The following is a 16038-nucleotide window of genomic DNA, read 5'->3' on the forward strand; positions in this document are numbered from 1 at the left end:
GGACGTGGAGTACACCCTGTGGGCGCGTGGCCTGCGCAGGCACTACGGGAGCGGGCCGTCCCTGGTGCGCGCGGTCGACGATGTCGACCTGGCGGTCGCGCCGGGCGAGACGGTGGGCATCGTCGGCGCGAGCGGCAGCGGCAAGTCCACCCTGCTGCACCTGCTCGGCGGGCTCGACCGTCCCGACGGCGGCGAGGTGTGGCTGGCCGGCCGGCGGCTGGACGGGCTGTCGGAGACGGCGGCGGCGCGGGTCCGGCGGCGCGGGATCGGGTTCGTGTTCCAGGCCTTCCATCTGGTCGACGAGCTGACCGCGCGGGAGAACGTGGAGCTGCCCGCGCTGCTGGCCGGGACGTCCCGGCGGGCGGCGCGGCGGCGGGCCGAGGACCTGCTGGAGCGGGTGGGCCTGGCCGACCGCGTCGGGCAGCTCCCGGGGCGGCTGTCGGGCGGGCAGCGGCAGCGGGTCGCGGTGGCGCGGGCGCTGGTGAACGACCCCGGCCTGCTGCTGGCCGACGAGCCGACCGGCAACCTCGACAGCGCCGCCGCGACCGACGTGCTGCGGCTGTTCGGCGCGCTGCGCGCCGAGGGCCGCACCGTGGTCATCGTCACCCATGACTCGCGGGTCGCCGGGACCGCCGACCGGTTGATCACGATGCGGGACGGCGCGTTCACCGACGAGACCGTCCTCGGCCGTCCCGCCGCCGGATCCGCCGCGCTCGCCGGGCTGGACCTCTGATGGCCCGAGGGGAGCGCGGCGCCCCGGCGATCGGCACGGTGCTGCGGCTGACGCTGCGCGACCTGCGCAGGCGGCCGGCGCAGGCGGCGCTGCTGCTGGTGGCGATCGCCGCGACGACCACGACGCTGACGCTGGGCCTGCTGGTGGGAAACGTGGCCGGCGAGCCGTGGGACCGCACCCGGGCCGCCACCGCCGGACCGGACGCGGTGGCGATCGGCGACGCCCGGACGCTGGCCGCGCTGGCGAGGGAGCCGGGCGTGGCCGCCGCCGGGCGCCCTTATCCGACGGTGAGCGGCGCCCTGCGGGTGCGGGACGTCACGGTCAACGCGGTCGTGCACGGCCGCGACACGGCGCCCGCCTCGCTCGACCGCCCGCTGGTCACCGACGGCCGCTGGCTGCGTCCCGGTACGGCGGTGGTCGAGCGCGCGTTCGCGGAGGCGCTGGAGGTGCGGCCAGGCGATCGGGTGACGATCGCGGGGCGCGGTTTCACCGTCGCGGGGATCGCGATCGGCACCGGGCGGGTGCCGTACCCGTCGTCCACCCCCGGGCTGGTGTGGGTGACCCGCGGCGACGCGGCGCGGCTGCCGTCCGCCGCGCCCGGCCCGCGGCGGTACACGATGCCGCTGCGGCTGGACGATCCCGCCTCGGCGCCCGCCTTCGCCGCCCGCCACCAGGGCGTGCGGTCCTGGCAGGACATGGGCGCGTACGCGACCGCGGAGCTGCGGCGGGCCAACGGCGCGCTGCTGATCGGCGCCTGGGCGCTGGCGCTGCTGGCGGCGATGAGCGTCGCGCTGCTGGTCGGCGGGCGGCTGGCCGAGCAGGGCCGGCGGGTGGGCCTGCTGAAGGTCGCGGGCGCCACGCCCGCGCTGGTCGCGGCCGTGCTGCTGGCCGAGCATCTGGCGGTGGCGGTCGCGGCCACCGCGGTCGGTGTCCTGGGCGGCTGGGCCGCGGCCCCGCTGCTGACCGGGCCGATCACCGGCCTGCTGGACGCCGGCACGCCCGCGCCCACCCCCGGGACCGCGCTGGCGGTCCTGGCCGTGGCGGTGGGGGTCACCGCGGCGGCGACGGCGGTACCGGCGCTGCGCGGCGCCCGGATCAGCACGGTGCGGGCGCTGGCCGATCCGGTGCGCGGCCCGGGCCGGCGCTCCCGGCTGGCCGCCGCGGCCTCCGGGCTGCCCGTGCCGCTGCTGATCGGCACGCGGATCGCCGCGCGTCGGCCGCGCCGCACGGTGCTGGCCGGGCTGAGCATGGCGGTCACCGTCGCGATGGTCGTGGCCGCCCTGGTCATGAGCCGCGACGTGGCGCGCAGGAACACCGTGCTCCTCGGCCCCGACTTCGTGCCGGGCGCGGGCAACCCGGTGACCGAGCGGGTGAGCCAGATCGTGCTGGTGCTGTCGCTGGCCATGGTCGCGCTCGCGGCCGTCAACGCGGTGCTCACCGCCTGGACGACCTCGCTGGACAACCTGCGCGCCGCGGCGCTCACCCGGGCACTGGGGGCGACGCCGCGGCAGGTCACCGCCGGGCTGGCCGCCGCCCAGCTGGTCCCCGCGGCGGTCGCGGCGGTGGGCGGGGTCCCGCTGGGCCTGCTGGTGTACGCCGCCGCCCGGATCGCCGCCGGTTCCACGAGCCGGACCGAGGTCCCGGTGCTCGCGCTGGCGGCCACGGTGCCGGTGACGCTCGCGGCCGTCGCGCTCCTCACCGCCGTGCCCGTGCGGTACGGGGCCACCCGCCCGGTCGCCGGGCTCCTCGAAGCCCGCTGACGCCGGGTCAGGAGGAGGAGCCGCCGCTCGCCTCGGCGGCCTCGGACACCTTCGCGTCCGGGTCGCCGTGGCCGGCCCGCCCGTCGAGCTCGGCCTGGGCGCGCTCGGCCCGGCCGAGGTCGCGGTGGCCGGTGGCCAGGATGGCGACGCCGGCCAGGATCGCGGCGGCCCCGACGGCGAACGGCACGTGCACGTTGAAGTGCTCGGCCAGCCGCCCGGCGGCGTAGGGCGCCAGCCCGCCGCCGATGAAGCGGACGAACCCGTAGGCGGCCGAGGCGACCGGGCGCTCGACCGGCGCCACCATCATCACCGCCTGCGTGGTCACCGTGTTGTTCACGCCGATGAACGCCCCGGCCACGATCACGGCCGTGATCAGCACCGGCCTGGAGTCCACGAACAGCGCGATGACCAGGACGTCCACGGCGAACAGCGCCAGGGTGCCGTACAGGGTGCGGGCGAGGCCGAACCTGCGTTGCAGCCACGGCGCGCCGAACACCGAGAACACCGCGACGAGCAGCCCCCAGCCGGTGAAGACCAGGCCGAGCCGGAGGGCGTCCAGTTCCATCGGGAACGGGGCGTAGCCGAGCACGGTGAAGAAGCCCCAGTTGTAGCAGAGCGCGGTCAGGCTCATGATCAGCAGGCCGCGGTGGCGCAGCGCCCTGAGCGGGTCGGCCAGCGAGGTCCGGCGCGCGGGCGCGGGCTGCGGCCGGACCAGCGTGATCGTGGCGGCGAGCGCCAGGGCCATCAGGACGGCGACGCCGAAGAACGGGCCGCGCCAGCTGATGTCGCCCAGCACGCCGCCCAGCAGCGGGCCCACCGCGATGCCGAGGCCCAGCGCCGCCTCGTACAGGATGATGGCGCCGCCGAACCCGCCGCTGGCGGAGGCGACGATGACGGCGAGCGAGGTGGCGACGAACAGGGCGTTGCCCAGGCCCCAGCCCGCGCGGAAGCCGATGATGCCCTCGACGCTGCCGGAGGTCCCGGCCAGCGCGCTGAACACCACGATCAGCACCAGCCCGGCGATCAGCGTGCGCTTGGCCCCGATCCGGCTGGACACCCAGCCGGTGACCAGCATCGCCACCGCCATCACCACCAGGTAGCTGGTGAACAGCAGGGTCACCTGGCTCGGCGAGGCGTGCAGGTCATCGGAGATCGCGGGCAGGATCGGGTCCACCAGGCCGATGCCCATGAACGAGATCACGCAGGCGAACGCGACCGCCCAGACCGCCTTGGGCTGGCGGAAGGGGTTCTGGCTCGGCGCCGCGGCGGGCGGCGCCGCCGCGGTCCCGGTTCCGGTTCCGGTCGGGTCGCCCGCTCGGCGGCCGGTTCGGGAGTTGGTCATCCATCGCTCCGGTGGGTCGGGGCGTCGTCGTCCGGCCTCGCGGCCTCCAGGCCGCGGCCGGTGAGCCGGTTGAGGGCCGGCAGCGCGGCCGCGATGGCGGCGCGGTCGGCGGCGGGCAGCTCGGCCAGCAGCTCGGCCAGGCGCTTGGCCTGGACCTGGCGGCGGCGGGCCAGCTCGGCCCGTCCGGCGCCGGTGACGCGCACCACCACGGCCCGGCGGTCGCCGGGCTCGCTGTGCCGCTCGGCCAGGCCGAGCCGTTCCAGCCGGGAGACCAGCTGGGTCATGGCCGGCTGGGTGACGCCCTCGTCACCGGCCAGCTCGGTGATCCGGCGAGGGCCGAACCGCTCCACGTTGGCCAGCACCGAGAGCGTGGTCATCGACAGGTCGCGGGGCAGGGCCAGCGCCCTCATCAGTGAGGAGACCCGGCCCAGCGCTGCCGCGAGCTCCAGCTCGTCGAACGACGGCGACTGTTCCATAAGACTCTTATATCAGTAACTCATATAAGTAGCCTATGCAAATCGGGATGAACCGCCCTTCCGGCGGGCGACGTGTAACCTAACGCTTGCTTGAGAAGCCTGGAGGTGGCCGATGCCCGACCGGGAACCGCTCCATCGCGCCGAGATCGGTGAGCTGCTGGTCCGGTACGCGCGCGCCGTCGACGACGGCGACTGGGACCTGCTGGACACCGTCTTCACGGAAGGCGCCGAGCTCGACCTCTCCGCCCCCGGCGGCCCCAGGGGCGCCCGGGAGGAGGTGAAGGCCTGGCTCGCCGAGACGCTGCCCGCCTGGCCGGGCCGCCAGCACCTGCTCGGCGTCCCCTCGATCGCCTTCGGCCCGGACGAGGACGACGGCCTCACGGCCACGGCCCGGGCGCCGTTCTCCGACACCCTCTCCCCCTCGCGGGACCTGGTCAGAGCGGACGCCCCAGGGCTCATCCGGGGCGGCGGCCTCTACCACCACCGCCTGCTCCTGACCCCGGACGGCTGGCGCAGCCGCGCGATGGCCATCGAACAGCAATGGCGGACCATCGGCTGACCCCCTGCCCTCCCCTCCTCTCTGGCATGATCTTCCGCAGTCGATGAAGGGACGGGCGGATGATCCCACCGCAGCCCGGGCGCCGGCTGAGTTCGCGGGCGGTCCAGGTCGGCATGGTGAGCGTGCTCTCGCTGGTCGTGGCGGGCTGCTCCTCGGACACCACGCCGTCCGCCTCCGGCCTGGCGACGCCGTCCAGCCCGGCGACGCCGACCACACCGGAGCCGACCGCGTCCCCCTCGGACGACGACGATGACGATGACGACGAGGTGACCGCCTACTGCGTGCGGAGTCCCAAGGGCGGGGTCCCGGACGAGGAGCCCGACCAGGGCTACCGGGTCGTGGACGACGACCTGTGCGACGACGACGATCTCGGCTCCGACTCCACGCCTCCCTCCGCCGGTTCGCCCGGTGCGTCGAGCTCGCGGTACAGCTACTTCTGGTACTACGGCGGCCGCCACCGCTCCGGCTACGTCTCCGGCGGAGAGCTCACCGCGCCCGCGAGCGGCACGATCACCACACGCTCCGGGACCACGGCCCGGGCGGGCTTCGGCAGCGGTTCGCGCAGCGGCGGCTGACGGACGCCCGCCGCCATGACCTCGCCCGACGACCTCCCGCGGCTCGCCGAACGGCTCGATGCCGCCGGCGCGGACGGCGAGGACGCCGCCGCGCACGCCCGGACGCTCCCCCGCTCGCTGCCCGCGGACGCGCCGCCCGAGGCCGCCCTCGCGCTGGCGCGCCTCCACCTCCTGCTGCGGCGCCACCTCCGGGACCGGCCGTGGCCCCGGTGGCGGGAGACCGATCTGCCCGTGCCGGTACGGATCGCCTGGCTGCGCGCCGAGATCGCCGCACGGCCCGCGAACGTCGCGGGCGAACCCGCGGGCGAACCGCTCTACCAGGCCGTTCACGGGTTGCGGGCGACGGACGTGGACGAGCCGGAGCAACTGGTCCGCGTGCTGCTGGAGCGTCGCGACGCGGCGCTGCGCGCGGAGGCCCTGCGGATCACGCGCGAGGCCGTCCGGGCGGCCCTGCTCGCCCCCTCAAAGACGAGGGCGTTCCTGCTGGAGATCGCCGCGCACGGCGGTTCCGGCCCGGCGGCGGAGGGCGCGCTGCGGGAGCTGGCCGAGCCCTGGGCGGCCCTGGACCCGATCCCCCACGGCCCGCTCCGGCGCCTCCTCGACTCGTCCTCCTTCGCATCGGACGCGGCGGCATCCGGCGCGGCGGTCGAGGCGGCGGCCCGCCACGGGCACCTGGACCTGCTCCTGGACGTGGCCGCCGACGCGGACCGTCCGCCGGTCCTGCGCCGCCGGGCGCTCGAACTGGCGGGCGGACCGGCCCGGCGCGAAGACGTCGCCGCGCTGGCGGGCATCGCCGCCGCCGACCCGCTGCTGCTCGCCGGGGCCGGGATCGCCTGCCTGCTGGGCCTGCACCGGCGCGGCCACTTTCCGTCCGGCGAGCACGTGCCCGCGATCCTGGGCCTGGCGCTGGCCGACCACTCGGTACCCGCGGACGAGGTGGCGACGCTCCTCTTCACCTGCCGCGCGGAGACGCTGCGGGAGCTCACCCGCACGGCGCCGGACGGTTCGGAGCCGGGGCCGGACGACTGGCCGCGGCGCCTGGAGCTGCTGGTGGCGCTGGCCGCCCAGGGCACCGGCAACCTGCCGATCGGCGAGACGATCTCCCGGCTGCTGCCCGCGGCGGCCGACCCGGTGCCGTTCCTGCGGGCGATCCGGGCGCTGCGCCACGTCCCGGCCGAGCGGGCCGTCCTGGCGCTGCTGCCCCGCTTCCCCGCCGCCGCGCTGGACGCTCTCGAAGCCGTCGGCGCGGAGGCGGCGGCCGCGGCGCTCCGGGAGGGCCTGGGTCTGGAACCGGACGGCACGGGCATCGCCCCGCACCTGCGGGCCGTCCGCCACCGGGCCCTTGAGCTGCTGTGGCATCTCACCGCCGACGCCGGGGAGCGGCACGCGCTGCTGGCACGGCTTGACCCGCGCGACCTTCCCCGGCGGATCCTGTCCGACCTCGGTGGTCCCGACCCGCGCGAGCTGGAGCTGCTGCGCGCCGGGCTGGACCCGGACGAACCGGCCGCGGCGCTGTGCGTGCTGGCCCGCAACGGCGACGCGGGCACGGTCCCGGCCGTCGCGGACCTGCTGCTGCGGGTGGTGTCCGATCTCGCGGCGTCGCGGGCGCCGGACGCGGACGCGCCGGGGACGGTCGTGCCGCAGGTCCCGGACGAGGTCCTCGCCGCGATCCGCGACCTGGGCGGACGACTCCACGCACGGGGACGGATCCGGCCGCGCTGCCTGCTCGACGCGCCCGGCCCCCGGGAGGCGGGCGACGCACTCGCCGCGACCATGGCCCTCGACCTGCTCGACGACGGCGGGCTCGAACCCTCCGAGCGCGCGATCCTGCTGGAGATGCTGCGGCGCGTCCCGTCGTACGGCGGCGTCCGCGCCCGCGTGCACCCGCTGCTGCGCGACCGCGACCGGCACGTCCGCAAGCAGGCGATCGCCCTGCTCGCCCAGGACGCCGACGGGACGGACGCGCGGGCGCTGTCGGCCGGCCTGATCGCGCTGACATCCGCCGGGGACGCGCAGACCGTGCGGCAGGCGGTGCTCGCTCTCGGCCACGCCCGCGCCCGCGGGGCCGCGCCCGCACTCGCCGCGTGCCTGGACCACCCCGTCATGAACGTGAAGAAGGCCGCGGCCGAGGCGCTGGCCCGCGCGGGCGCGCCGGAGGCGGTGCCCGCCCTGCTGTCCTGGCTCGGCCGCCACGACAACCCCGGGCTGCGGGACGCGCTCGACCGCGCGCTGCGGGCCGTTCTCGGCGACGGATTCGCGGCCGCGCTCGTCGCGGCGGCCGACCGCGCCGGTGACGAGCGCACCCGCGAGCTGCTGCTGCGCCGCCTGGACCGGCGGCTCCCCGCCCGCGCGATCGCCGCGCTCGCCGCGCAGGGGTCCCCGTCCGGCCGGACGCTCCTGTCGCTCGTCGCGGACGGGCGGGTTGCCCTGGCCTCCGGCACGGTGGCGGACCTGGCGGAGCCGATGGCCGAGCACGGCCTCCGCCCACCGCGCCACGCCCCCTCGCCCGGCGCCGACGCGATCGCCGCCATCAAGGCCCTGGAAAGCCTCGGCTGGGACGCGAAGATGGCGCGCCTGCTCGTCCGGCACGACGGCCACGACGGGTTTCCGGTCTGGCAGTCGCTGAAAGGGCTGCGGCCGCTGCTCGACCGCTGGTTGGAGCTGGCCGGGGCCGACCGCGATCCGGGTCCGGTCCTGCGCTTCACGCTGCGGCTGTGCCCGCCGCCCTGGGACGATCGGGAGCTGGAGCTGTTCGCGCGTTCGGCGGCGGTCCTGACCTCCGGGCTGGCCCGGCTCGACGGCGCCGACCGCAAGGGCCTGGTCGCCGTGCTCGGGGAGGCGGTGCCACGGCTGGCAGCGGCCGAGGCTCTTGCGATCGCCGCCCGCCTCCGGGCGCTTCCACTGGAAGCCGTCGGCGGCCGGTCGCTGCTGAGCCTGCTGCGCGCCTGCGGTGCCGTTCTGACCCGCGCCGACCTGGGACACGCTCTGGACGCGGCAGGACGCGATCCCGATCCCGGGTCGGCCGAGGAAACGGTCCTGCGCGAGGCATTCATCCCCGGTCTCACCGAGGCATCGTCCGCGCCCGCCGAACGCGAATGGAGCAAGCGGCTGGAGGACGCGGCACGCACGCCCGAGGCGCTCCGGCGTTTCCGCGACGCGGCCCCTCTCCCGGAGCGTCCGGTCGGCTCGCGGCACCGGCTCGCGGCGCTGGCCGCCGTCTACGCGGACGCCGGCGCCGCCGTCCGCGACGCCCTCCTGAACTGGATGCTGGAGCTCCAGCCGCTCGGCGCGCCGGCCTGGACCCTCGCCGAAGAGGCCGGCCGCCCCGTCGCGGACGCCCGCGCGCCGCGTTCCTCCGATCTGGACCAGCCCCGCTCGGCCGCGCAGCGCGAGCGGCTGCTGGCGATGCTCGACGACCCCGCGCGGGAGCGGCGCGAGGCCGCCGCGCGCACGCTCGTGGGCTGGCCGGAGCCCGGCGTACGCCGCACCGTCCTGCGCGCGTTCCTGGACGGCCGGATCGACCCGGCGAACACCGCCGCCCTCGCGCCCGCTCTGCCCTCCGTACTGAGCGGGACCGGGCCGCAGGACCCCGTGGACGACACCGTCGCGGAACGGGCCGCCCGCGTCGCCGCCCACCTGGAGCCCGACACCCTGGCCCGGCTGGTCCCGCTGCTGCTGCGCTGGTGGGAGCACGGCGCCCCCGCCACCCGCACGCCGGCCGGGCAGGCGCTGCGCCGGGCCGACCCCGACCTGCTGGCCGAGGCCCTCGCCGGACGGCTCGACTCCGGCGCGTGGGGCGTGCTCGACCTCCTCGCAGGCCGTCCGCTCCTGCGCACCCCGGCCCTGGAGCGGGCTCGCGAACGGCTGCGCGCCGAGGGACGCGACGACCTGGCCGACCGGATCGACCTGGTCGACGGCCCGCTCCGCGACCCCGCCGCCGCACGCCGGGACGGCGAGACGCTGGCCGCGCTCCGCACCCGCACCCCGCCGCCCGCCGACGCGGACGGAGGCCGGGGCCCGTCCCGGGAGGCGCTGCTCGGCCTCGCCCGCACCGGCACCACCGAGCAGGCCCGCCGGGCGCTGACCGTCCTCGCCGAGCGGCACGACGAGCGGGGCGGCGGCCACCGCGATCCGGAGCTGGAGGAGCTGCTCGCCGAGGCGATCGGTCACCGGGAGGCGCGGATCCGGCTGCACGCCCACCGCATCTCCCGCCGCGTTTTGGACGCCCCGGCCTACCTGGAGCAGACGTGCCGGCTGCTGGACGATCCGCGGCCCGACATCGTCCGCTCGGCGATCAGGAGCGTGTCGTACGCGGCGTGGCTGCCGGCGATCCCGGCGCTGGTCGGGCTGCTCTCCCATCCCCGTCCCACCGTCCGCCGTGCCGCCGCCGACGGGCTGGTGCGGTACGGGACGCCCGCCGCCCGCGCGCTGCGGCACGCGGCCGGGCGCGCCCGTCCCGACCGCCGCGGCCTCTACACCGCCGTGCTCGACCGGATCGGCACCGGAGCGCTACCGGAGTAGGCCGCGCGAGCGTATTGTGCGGCGGGCACACGCCCTTCACCATGTGGCGCATGACGACGAGCCCGACAAGCCCGGCGGGTCCGGCGAGCCCGAGGACCGGCGGCGGTCCGGCGTTGCGGCTGCGGCCGCGGGGGCGCCACGTCCTGCTCGCCGTGCCGCCGGCGTTGGCCGGGCCCGCGCTGGTGTGCGCGGGCGCGTGGATGCCCTCCTCCACACTCCTGCTGGTCGGGCTGGGCCTGAGCGGGGCCCTGCTGCGCAGCGCGCTGATCCTGTGCGGCGGGCTCACCGAGGCGTGGCCGGACGGCCTGAGCAACCGGCTGGTCGGGCGCGCCGCCGAGACGCCGTGGGAACGGGTCGACGCCCTGGTCGTGACGCGAAGCCTCTTCGGGCGCTCCGTCCAGGTCGAGGAGCGCGACGGCGCCCGGATCAGCTTGGCCGCGCCGCGCAACGGGCTGCTGCTGCGCAGCCCGGGCTTCGACGCCGACCTCGAGCGGCTGCGGCGGATGCCGGGGGGCGGGCGCAGGCCCGTGCCGGTCCGCCTCGCCGCGTCGGCGCCCGCGATCGTCGTGCAGGGCGTGCTCATGGCGGGCTTCCTGGGCGCGATGCTGCTGGCCCTGGTGCGCTGAACCGGGCGGGCGGGCCGCTCAGCCGGTGGCGATGAGGCCGGTGAGCACCCGCCGGACGAGGCGTTCGAACAGGGCCGCCGGCTCCTCGAGCCCGCCCGGCGCCTGGTTCGCGAGATGCCCGGCCAGCAGCGGGTGGCGTCCCTCGGCGATGACGTGCGCGAAATGGGCGGCGAAGGCGGCCTGCCGCTCGGTGGGCGAGCGCCGCTCCTGGATCTCGGTGCGGGCGAACAGCGACACCATCCCGCTCATCAGTGCGATGGTCTCCAGCTTGGCCTGGCCGTTCATCGACTCCGCGGGCTCCAGGGCGCGCAGCCCGTACTCGAGGTAGTCGATGGCCCGCGGGCCGAGGCGTTCGGGTTCCGGGGGCAGGTCGAGCATCCACGGGTGCCGCAGGTTCACCCGCCTGATCTGCAGGGCGAGGGCGACCAGGTCCTCGACGGGGTCGCCGGTCAGCGGGGCGGTCACGTCGATCTCTCCGGCGGCGGCGTCGATCATCAGGTCGACGAGGTCGTCGCGCCCGCGCACGTACCGGTACAGGGTCGCCGGGCCGGTGCCCATCTCCCCGGCGACCCTGCGCATCGACACCGCGGCGAGGCCCTCGGCGTCGGCCAGCGCGACGGCCACCGCGGTGAGCTGGGCGCGGCTGCGCTCGGGGGCGGGGCCGCGCGAGCCCCGTTCGGGACGGTCCCAGACCGTTCCTCTGTCGACGGTCCCCGGTTCGTCGGGCACGGGCCACCTGTCCTTCCTCATGACGGATCCCCTATCCTAGAAACTGCGAACGACGATCGCAGTATTGGAGGCCGGCCGTGACCGCACCGCCGAAGGTCTGGAGCCCCGTCCGCTGGGCCGACAACAAAGGCGTCCGGATCGCCTACGACCGGCTGCTGGACAGCCCCCGGGACGGGGAGCCACTGCTCCTGCTCATGGGGCTGGGGGCGTCCCGCAGGTGGTGGCCGGACGGCTTCTGCGCCGCGCTGGCCGCGCACGGCTTCGCGGTGGCGCGCTTCGACCAGCGCGACGCGGGCGAGTCCACCCACCTGCCGGACACCGCGTCCCGCGGCCCGATCGACGCGCTCCTCCACGGGCGCGGCGAGGCCTACACCGCCGAGGACATGGCCGACGACGCGATCGCCGTCATGGACGCGCTCGGCTGGGAGTCGGCGCACCTGCTCGGGGCCTCGCTGGGCGGCGCCGCCGCGCAGCGCCTGGCGCTCCGCCATCCCGGCCGGGTCCGCACCCTCACCTCGTCCTCCGCGGTGCCCGGCGACCTGGCGGGGCTGAGGACGCTGCGCCACATCCGCCTCGGCACGCTGGCCAAGCTGGCCCGCCTGAAGTTCCCCGACACCCCGGAAGGGGACGTCGAGGCCGGCGTCGCCGTCGCCCGCATCCTCGCCTCCCCGGCCCGCCCCTTCGACGAGGAGGCCGCGCGGGCGGGCATCGAGCGCTCCGCCGATCCCGGCATCCGCGACCAGCGCGCGCAGAGCCGCCAGATCGGCGCCCGGTGGCACGGCCCGCCCATCTCCGCGCTGCGCACCCCGACGCTGGTACTGCACGGCGAGGACGACCCGCTCATCCGCCCTTCCGCCGCACGCCGCATCGCCGCCGCCGTCCCCGGCTCCCGCCTGGTCGTCCTGCCCGGGGTCGGCCACGACCTGCCCGAGCACGCCTGGGCGACCGTCGCCGCCGAGGTCCGCGGCCACGCCCGGCTCGGCTCGCCGCGAAGCCGGGCCTGACCTGCGCTTTCTTCGACGGGAGCGATCTTAACGAAGTCTTAGCACACTGGTCCCGCCGCCCCGGTTGCCGCCCGCGCCCAGGTGGGTATACAACTGTATTGGAAACTGAACGCTTGTATTGGAGAGCGCGGGGCGGGCCGGTCGCGAACGGCCGCGCACCGGTCCGCGCGAAGCGAGGAGCGGCACCATGGCGGGGGGCGAAGAGCCCGGCACGACCGGCCCGGCCACACCCGACGAGGCGGCGCGCGACCAGGACCTGACGGCCCGGGCAAGGATCCGGGACGCCGCGCTCGACCAGTTCGCGACGCACGGGGTGCGCGGCACCACGATCCGCGGTGTCGCCGCCGCGGCGGGCGTGTCCCCCGGTCTCGTCCAGCACCACTTCGGGTCCAAGGAGAAGCTGCGCGAGGCGTGCGACGAGTACGCCATGGAAGCCCTCCGCACCACCAAGCAGGAGTCGCTCAAGGGAGGAATGGGCGATCCAGGGTTCATCGCGTTGGCGATGCAGACCGGCCTGCCCATCCAGCGCTACCTCGCCCGCGCCCTGGTCGACGGCTCCCCCGGCGCGGCGCAGCTGTTCGACGAGGCGGTGGCCGTCACCAAGGCGATGTTCGAGGACCCGGGTCTGGGGCTGAGCAAGCCCCGGACCTCCGACCTGCACGCCTACTCCGCGGCCATGGTCGCGATGACCTTCGGCTCGATCGTGCTGCACGAGCACCTGTCCCGGGCCCTGGGCGCCAACACCCTCACCATGGAGGGCTACCCCCGCCTGGGCATGGCCATGATGGACGTCTACACCGACAACGTGGTGGACGACGACCTCGTCCAGAAGGGCAAGGCCGCACTCGCCGAGATGCGCGACCGCCACTCCACCGGGAACGGCGCGTCCGGAGACGGCGATGCCTAGCTCGCGCACGCGCTGCGCACGCGCGTCCGGTGCGCGGGCCCGCCACCCGGCGGCCGGGGCCCCGGAGGTCGTGGACGGCACGGTCTCGGGCCGCATCTCCACCACGGACGCGGCCGCGCGCAAGGCCGACTCCGATCCGCCCCGCGGGCACCGGCGGGCCTGACTCCGCCACACCTCCTGTCCCGGTGCGCGACCGCACCGCCCCAGCTCCCTCGAAACGCGAACGGGGCGGCGGTCGCGTGCCCGAAAACGAATCCACCCCCCAGACGAGGTGTTCGCCATGCCTTCCCTCACATCCAGTGACACACCCATAGCCGTCACCGGCCTGGTCAAGACCTTCGGCCGCACCCGCGCGCTGGACGGCCTCAACCTGACCGTCCGCGCCGGAGAGGTGCACGGCTTCCTCGGCCCGAACGGCGCGGGCAAGTCCACCACCATCCGCGTCCTGCTCGGCCTGCTGCGCCCCGACGCCGGCAGCGCCACCCTTTTGGGCGGCAACCCCTGGCGCGACGCCACCCGCCTCCACCGACGGCTGGCCTACGTCCCCGGCGACGTCACCCTGTGGCCCAACCTCTCCGGCGGCGAGGTCATCGACCTGCTCGGGCGCATGCGCGGCGGGCTCGACCCCCGCCGCCGCGCCGATCTGCTGGAACGTTTCGAGCTCGACCCCAAGAAGAAGGGCCGCACCTACTCCAAGGGCAACCGCCAGAAGGTCGGCCTCGTCGCCGCCCTGGCCTCCGACGCCGAACTCCTCATCCTGGACGAGCCCACCTCGGGCCTGGACCCCCTCATGGAGGAGGTCTTCCAGGAGTGCATCCGCGAGGAGAAGCAGAGCGGACGCACCGTCCTGCTCTCCAGCCACATCCTCAGCGAGGTCGAGGCCCTCTGCGACCGCGTCACCATCATCCGCAACGGCTTCTCGGTCGAGAGCGGGACGCTGGCCGAGCTGCGGCACCTGACCCGCACCTCCATCCAGGCCGAACTGGCCGCCCCGCCCAACGGGATCACCGACCTGCCCGGCGTGCACGACCTGGTCGTCGAGGGCAACCGGGTGCGCTGCGAGGTCGACACCGCCCGCCTGGACGCGGTGCTGCGGCAGCTCACCGACACCGGCGTCCGCAGCCTGGTCAGCCAGCCGCCGACGCTGGAGGAGCTGTTCCTGCGCCACTACAAGGACGAGGTGCCGGAAGGGGCCGTGAAATGACCGCGCTCGTCGGAACCGGCGGCATGGTCCGGCTGATCCTGCGCCGCGACCGCTTCCTGCTGCCGATCTGGATCCTGTTCCTGGCCGTCATGCCGCTCAACTTCGTGGTCGCGTCCAAGGAGCTCTACCCCACCGCCGCCGAACAGCTCAGCTACGCCCGCACCACCGGGAACAACCCCACGTTCCTGGCGCTGTACGGACCGCTGCACGACACCGGCATCGGCGGGATCGTCGGCCAGCGGTCCGGGTTCATCCCGGTGATGATCGCGCTGATCTGCGCGCTGACCGTCATCCGGCACACCCGCACCGAGGAGGAGGCGGGACGGCGCGAGCTGCTCGGCGCCACCGTCCTCGGCCGCGGCGCCGCGCTGGCCGCCGCCCTGCTGGTCACCTTCGTCGCGAGCGCGCTGATCGGGGTGATCCTCACCCTCGGCATGACCGGGCAGGACCTGGGCTTCGGCGGCGCGCTCGCCCTCGGCCTGCAGTTCGCGCTGGCGGGCTGGGTGTTCGCGGGCGTCGCCGGAGTGGCCGCGCAGATCTCCGAGGGCGCCGGGGCCGCGCGCGGCATCGCCGTCACCGTTCTGGGCGCGTCGTTCGTGGTCCGGCTGGCCGCCGACGTCGGCGGCGCCGGCAACGGCCTGTCGTGGCTGTCCTGGCTGTCCCCGCTCGGCTGGGGCACCAGGCTGGGCGCCTTCGGCGACGAGCGGTGGTGGGTGGCGGCGCTCCCCCTGGCGCTGACGCTCGTCCTGGTGGTGGCGGCCGGGATGCTGTCGGCACGCCGCGACGTCGGCGCCGGGCTCGTGCCGCCCAAGCCGGGCCCGGCGGCCGCGTCGCCCGGACTGCGCGGCCCGTTCTCCCTCGCCTGGCGGCTGCACAGCCGGCCGCTGCTCGCCTGGCTCGCCGGATTCGCCGCCCTCGGCATGGTGTTCGGCGGCGTCGCGGGCGGCGTGGAGCAGATGCTGGAGGAGAACCCCGACCTCAAGGAGATCTTCGACCTGATCGGCGGGTCGGGCGGCATCGTCGACATATATTTCTCCTCGATCATGGGCATGACCGGGCTCCTCGCGGCGGGGTACGCGGTGTCGGCGACGCTGCGGCTGCGCACGGAGGAGACCGCGCTGCGCGCCGAACCGCTCCTGGCCACGCCCCTGGGCCGGATCCGGTGGGCGGCCTCCCACCTGGCCTTCGCGCTGCTCGGATCCGCCGCGGCACTGCTGGTCGGCGGCCTCGCGACGGGCCTGACCCACGGCATCGACGAGGGCGACGTGGGCGGCCAGGTGCCCAAGCTCGTCGGCGCGGCCCTGGCACAGCTCCCGGCCGTGTGGCTGATCGCGGCGGTGACGGTCGCGTTCTTCGGGCTGCTGCCCCGCTTCTCCTCGGCCGGCTGGGGTGCGCTCGCCGTCGCCGCCGTGCTGATGCTGTTCGGCGGCGCCCTCCAGGCCGACCAGTGGCTCATGGACATCTCGCCGTTCACCCACATCCCCAAGCTGCCCGGAGCGGACGTGACCGCGACGCCCCTGCTGTGGCTGACGGCGGCCGTCCTGGCACTCGGCGCCGCCGGACTGACCGGCTTCCGCCGCCGGGACCTGACCACGGGCTGAA

General features: G+C 76.0%; 14 protein-coding genes. 11 read left to right on the forward strand and 3 right to left on the reverse strand.

Annotation, left to right across the window (positions count from 1 at the left end):
• Positions 1–4 precede the first annotated feature (4 nt).
• The gene (locus ACZ466_RS54380) at positions 5–733 is read left to right on the forward strand and encodes an ABC transporter ATP-binding protein (RefSeq protein WP_378282015.1); all 729 of its coding nucleotides are present in this window, start codon (positions 5–7) and stop codon (positions 731–733) included.
• Positions 733–2493, forward strand: coding sequence for an FtsX-like permease family protein (locus ACZ466_RS54385; protein WP_378282014.1), 1761 nt, complete (start codon positions 733–735; stop codon positions 2491–2493). Before ACZ466_RS54380 ends, ACZ466_RS54385 begins: the two co-directional genes overlap by 1 nt.
• Positions 2494–2500: 7 nt before the next feature.
• Here ACZ466_RS54385 and ACZ466_RS54390 read toward each other — a convergent pair whose 3' ends face one another.
• Together ACZ466_RS54390 and ACZ466_RS54395 are read right to left on the reverse strand one after the other, a co-directional pair.
• Positions 2501–3835: an MFS transporter gene (locus tag ACZ466_RS54390; protein WP_378282013.1), complete on the reverse strand. Its 1335-nt coding sequence runs from the start codon at positions 3833–3835 to the stop codon at positions 2501–2503.
• The gene (locus tag ACZ466_RS54395) at positions 3832–4311 is read right to left on the reverse strand and encodes a MarR family winged helix-turn-helix transcriptional regulator (RefSeq protein ID WP_378282012.1); all 480 of its coding nucleotides are present in this window, start codon (positions 4309–4311) and stop codon (positions 3832–3834) included. The genes ACZ466_RS54390 and ACZ466_RS54395 overlap by 4 nt, the downstream gene beginning before the upstream one ends.
• 112 nt (positions 4312–4423) lie before the next feature.
• Here ACZ466_RS54395 and ACZ466_RS54400 point away from each other — a divergent pair, with 112 nt between their 5' ends.
• The 4 genes from ACZ466_RS54400 to ACZ466_RS54415 are packed head-to-tail and all read left to right on the forward strand — an operon-like array spanning position 4424 to position 10592.
• Complete coding sequence (locus ACZ466_RS54400) at positions 4424–4870, forward strand: nuclear transport factor 2 family protein (protein WP_378282011.1); 447 nt, start codon at positions 4424–4426, stop codon at positions 4868–4870.
• Between the two features lie 59 nt (positions 4871–4929).
• Entirely contained in the window at positions 4930–5445 is a 516-nt protein-coding gene (locus ACZ466_RS54405; protein WP_378282010.1) for a hypothetical protein, read from the forward strand.
• 15 nt (positions 5446–5460) lie between these two features.
• A complete protein-coding gene (locus ACZ466_RS54410; RefSeq protein WP_378282009.1) occupies positions 5461–9966 on the forward strand; it encodes a HEAT repeat domain-containing protein in 4506 nt (1501 codons plus the stop codon).
• A 50-nt stretch (positions 9967–10016) separates the two neighbouring features.
• Positions 10017–10592 carry a hypothetical protein gene (locus ACZ466_RS54415; RefSeq protein WP_378282008.1) on the forward strand — a complete coding sequence of 192 codons (576 nt, stop codon included), beginning with the start codon at positions 10017–10019 and terminating at the stop codon, positions 10590–10592.
• 18 nt (positions 10593–10610) lie between these two features.
• Here ACZ466_RS54415 and ACZ466_RS54420 read toward each other — a convergent pair whose 3' ends face one another.
• Positions 10611–11342 (reverse strand): TetR/AcrR family transcriptional regulator, encoded by a 732-nt coding sequence (locus ACZ466_RS54420; RefSeq protein ID WP_378282007.1) that lies wholly within the window; start codon positions 11340–11342, stop codon positions 10611–10613.
• Between the two features lie 56 nt (positions 11343–11398).
• Between ACZ466_RS54420 and ACZ466_RS54425 the strand changes: the two genes are divergently transcribed.
• The 5 genes from ACZ466_RS54425 to ACZ466_RS54445 all read left to right on the forward strand — a co-directional run bounded on the left by ACZ466_RS54425 (position 11399) and on the right by ACZ466_RS54445 (position 16037).
• Positions 11399–12325, forward strand: coding sequence for an alpha/beta fold hydrolase (locus ACZ466_RS54425; RefSeq protein WP_378282006.1), 927 nt, complete (start codon positions 11399–11401; stop codon positions 12323–12325).
• Positions 12326–12512: 187 nt separating this feature from the next.
• Entirely contained in the window at positions 12513–13232 is a 720-nt protein-coding gene (locus ACZ466_RS54430) for a TetR/AcrR family transcriptional regulator (protein ID WP_378282005.1), read from the forward strand.
• On the forward strand, positions 13225–13395 hold the full coding sequence (locus tag ACZ466_RS54435) for a hypothetical protein (protein ID WP_378282004.1): 171 nt from the start codon (positions 13225–13227) through the stop codon (positions 13393–13395). Before ACZ466_RS54430 ends, ACZ466_RS54435 begins: the two co-directional genes overlap by 8 nt.
• Before the next feature lie 117 nt (positions 13396–13512).
• Entirely contained in the window at positions 13513–14436 is a 924-nt protein-coding gene (locus tag ACZ466_RS54440; protein WP_378282003.1) for an ABC transporter ATP-binding protein, read from the forward strand.
• Entirely contained in the window at positions 14433–16037 is a 1605-nt protein-coding gene (locus tag ACZ466_RS54445) for an ABC transporter permease (RefSeq protein WP_378282002.1), read from the forward strand. The genes ACZ466_RS54440 and ACZ466_RS54445 overlap by 4 nt, the downstream gene beginning before the upstream one ends.
• Position 16038: the final 1 nt, after the last annotated feature.

This window comes from Actinomadura rugatobispora (assembly GCF_055379765.1).

Bases quoted from the DNA above. Each gene is read 5' to 3' on its own strand.
- ACZ466_RS54390 (WP_378282013.1), bottom strand. From the start codon at position 3,835: ATGACCAACTCCCGAACCGGCCGCCGAGCGGGCGACCCGACCGGAACC.
- ACZ466_RS54405 (WP_378282010.1), top strand. From the start codon at position 4,930: ATGATCCCACCGCAGCCCGGGCGCCGGCTGAGTTCGCGGGCGGTCCAG.
- ACZ466_RS54430 (WP_378282005.1), top strand. From the start codon at position 12,513: ATGGCGGGGGGCGAAGAGCCCGGCACGACCGGCCCGGCCACACCCGAC.
- ACZ466_RS54445 (WP_378282002.1), top strand. From the start codon at position 14,433: ATGACCGCGCTCGTCGGAACCGGCGGCATGGTCCGGCTGATCCTGCGC.
- ACZ466_RS54435 (WP_378282004.1), top strand. From the start codon at position 13,225: ATGCCTAGCTCGCGCACGCGCTGCGCACGCGCGTCCGGTGCGCGGGCC.
- ACZ466_RS54420 (WP_378282007.1), bottom strand. From the start codon at position 11,342: ATGAGGAAGGACAGGTGGCCCGTGCCCGACGAACCGGGGACCGTCGAC.
- ACZ466_RS54400 (WP_378282011.1), top strand. From the start codon at position 4,424: ATGCCCGACCGGGAACCGCTCCATCGCGCCGAGATCGGTGAGCTGCTG.
- ACZ466_RS54385 (WP_378282014.1), top strand. From the start codon at position 733: ATGGCCCGAGGGGAGCGCGGCGCCCCGGCGATCGGCACGGTGCTGCGG.
- ACZ466_RS54410 (WP_378282009.1), top strand. From the start codon at position 5,461: ATGACCTCGCCCGACGACCTCCCGCGGCTCGCCGAACGGCTCGATGCC.
- ACZ466_RS54395 (WP_378282012.1), bottom strand. From the start codon at position 4,311: ATGGAACAGTCGCCGTCGTTCGACGAGCTGGAGCTCGCGGCAGCGCTG.
- ACZ466_RS54440 (WP_378282003.1), top strand. From the start codon at position 13,513: ATGCCTTCCCTCACATCCAGTGACACACCCATAGCCGTCACCGGCCTG.
- ACZ466_RS54415 (WP_378282008.1), top strand. From the start codon at position 10,017: ATGACGACGAGCCCGACAAGCCCGGCGGGTCCGGCGAGCCCGAGGACC.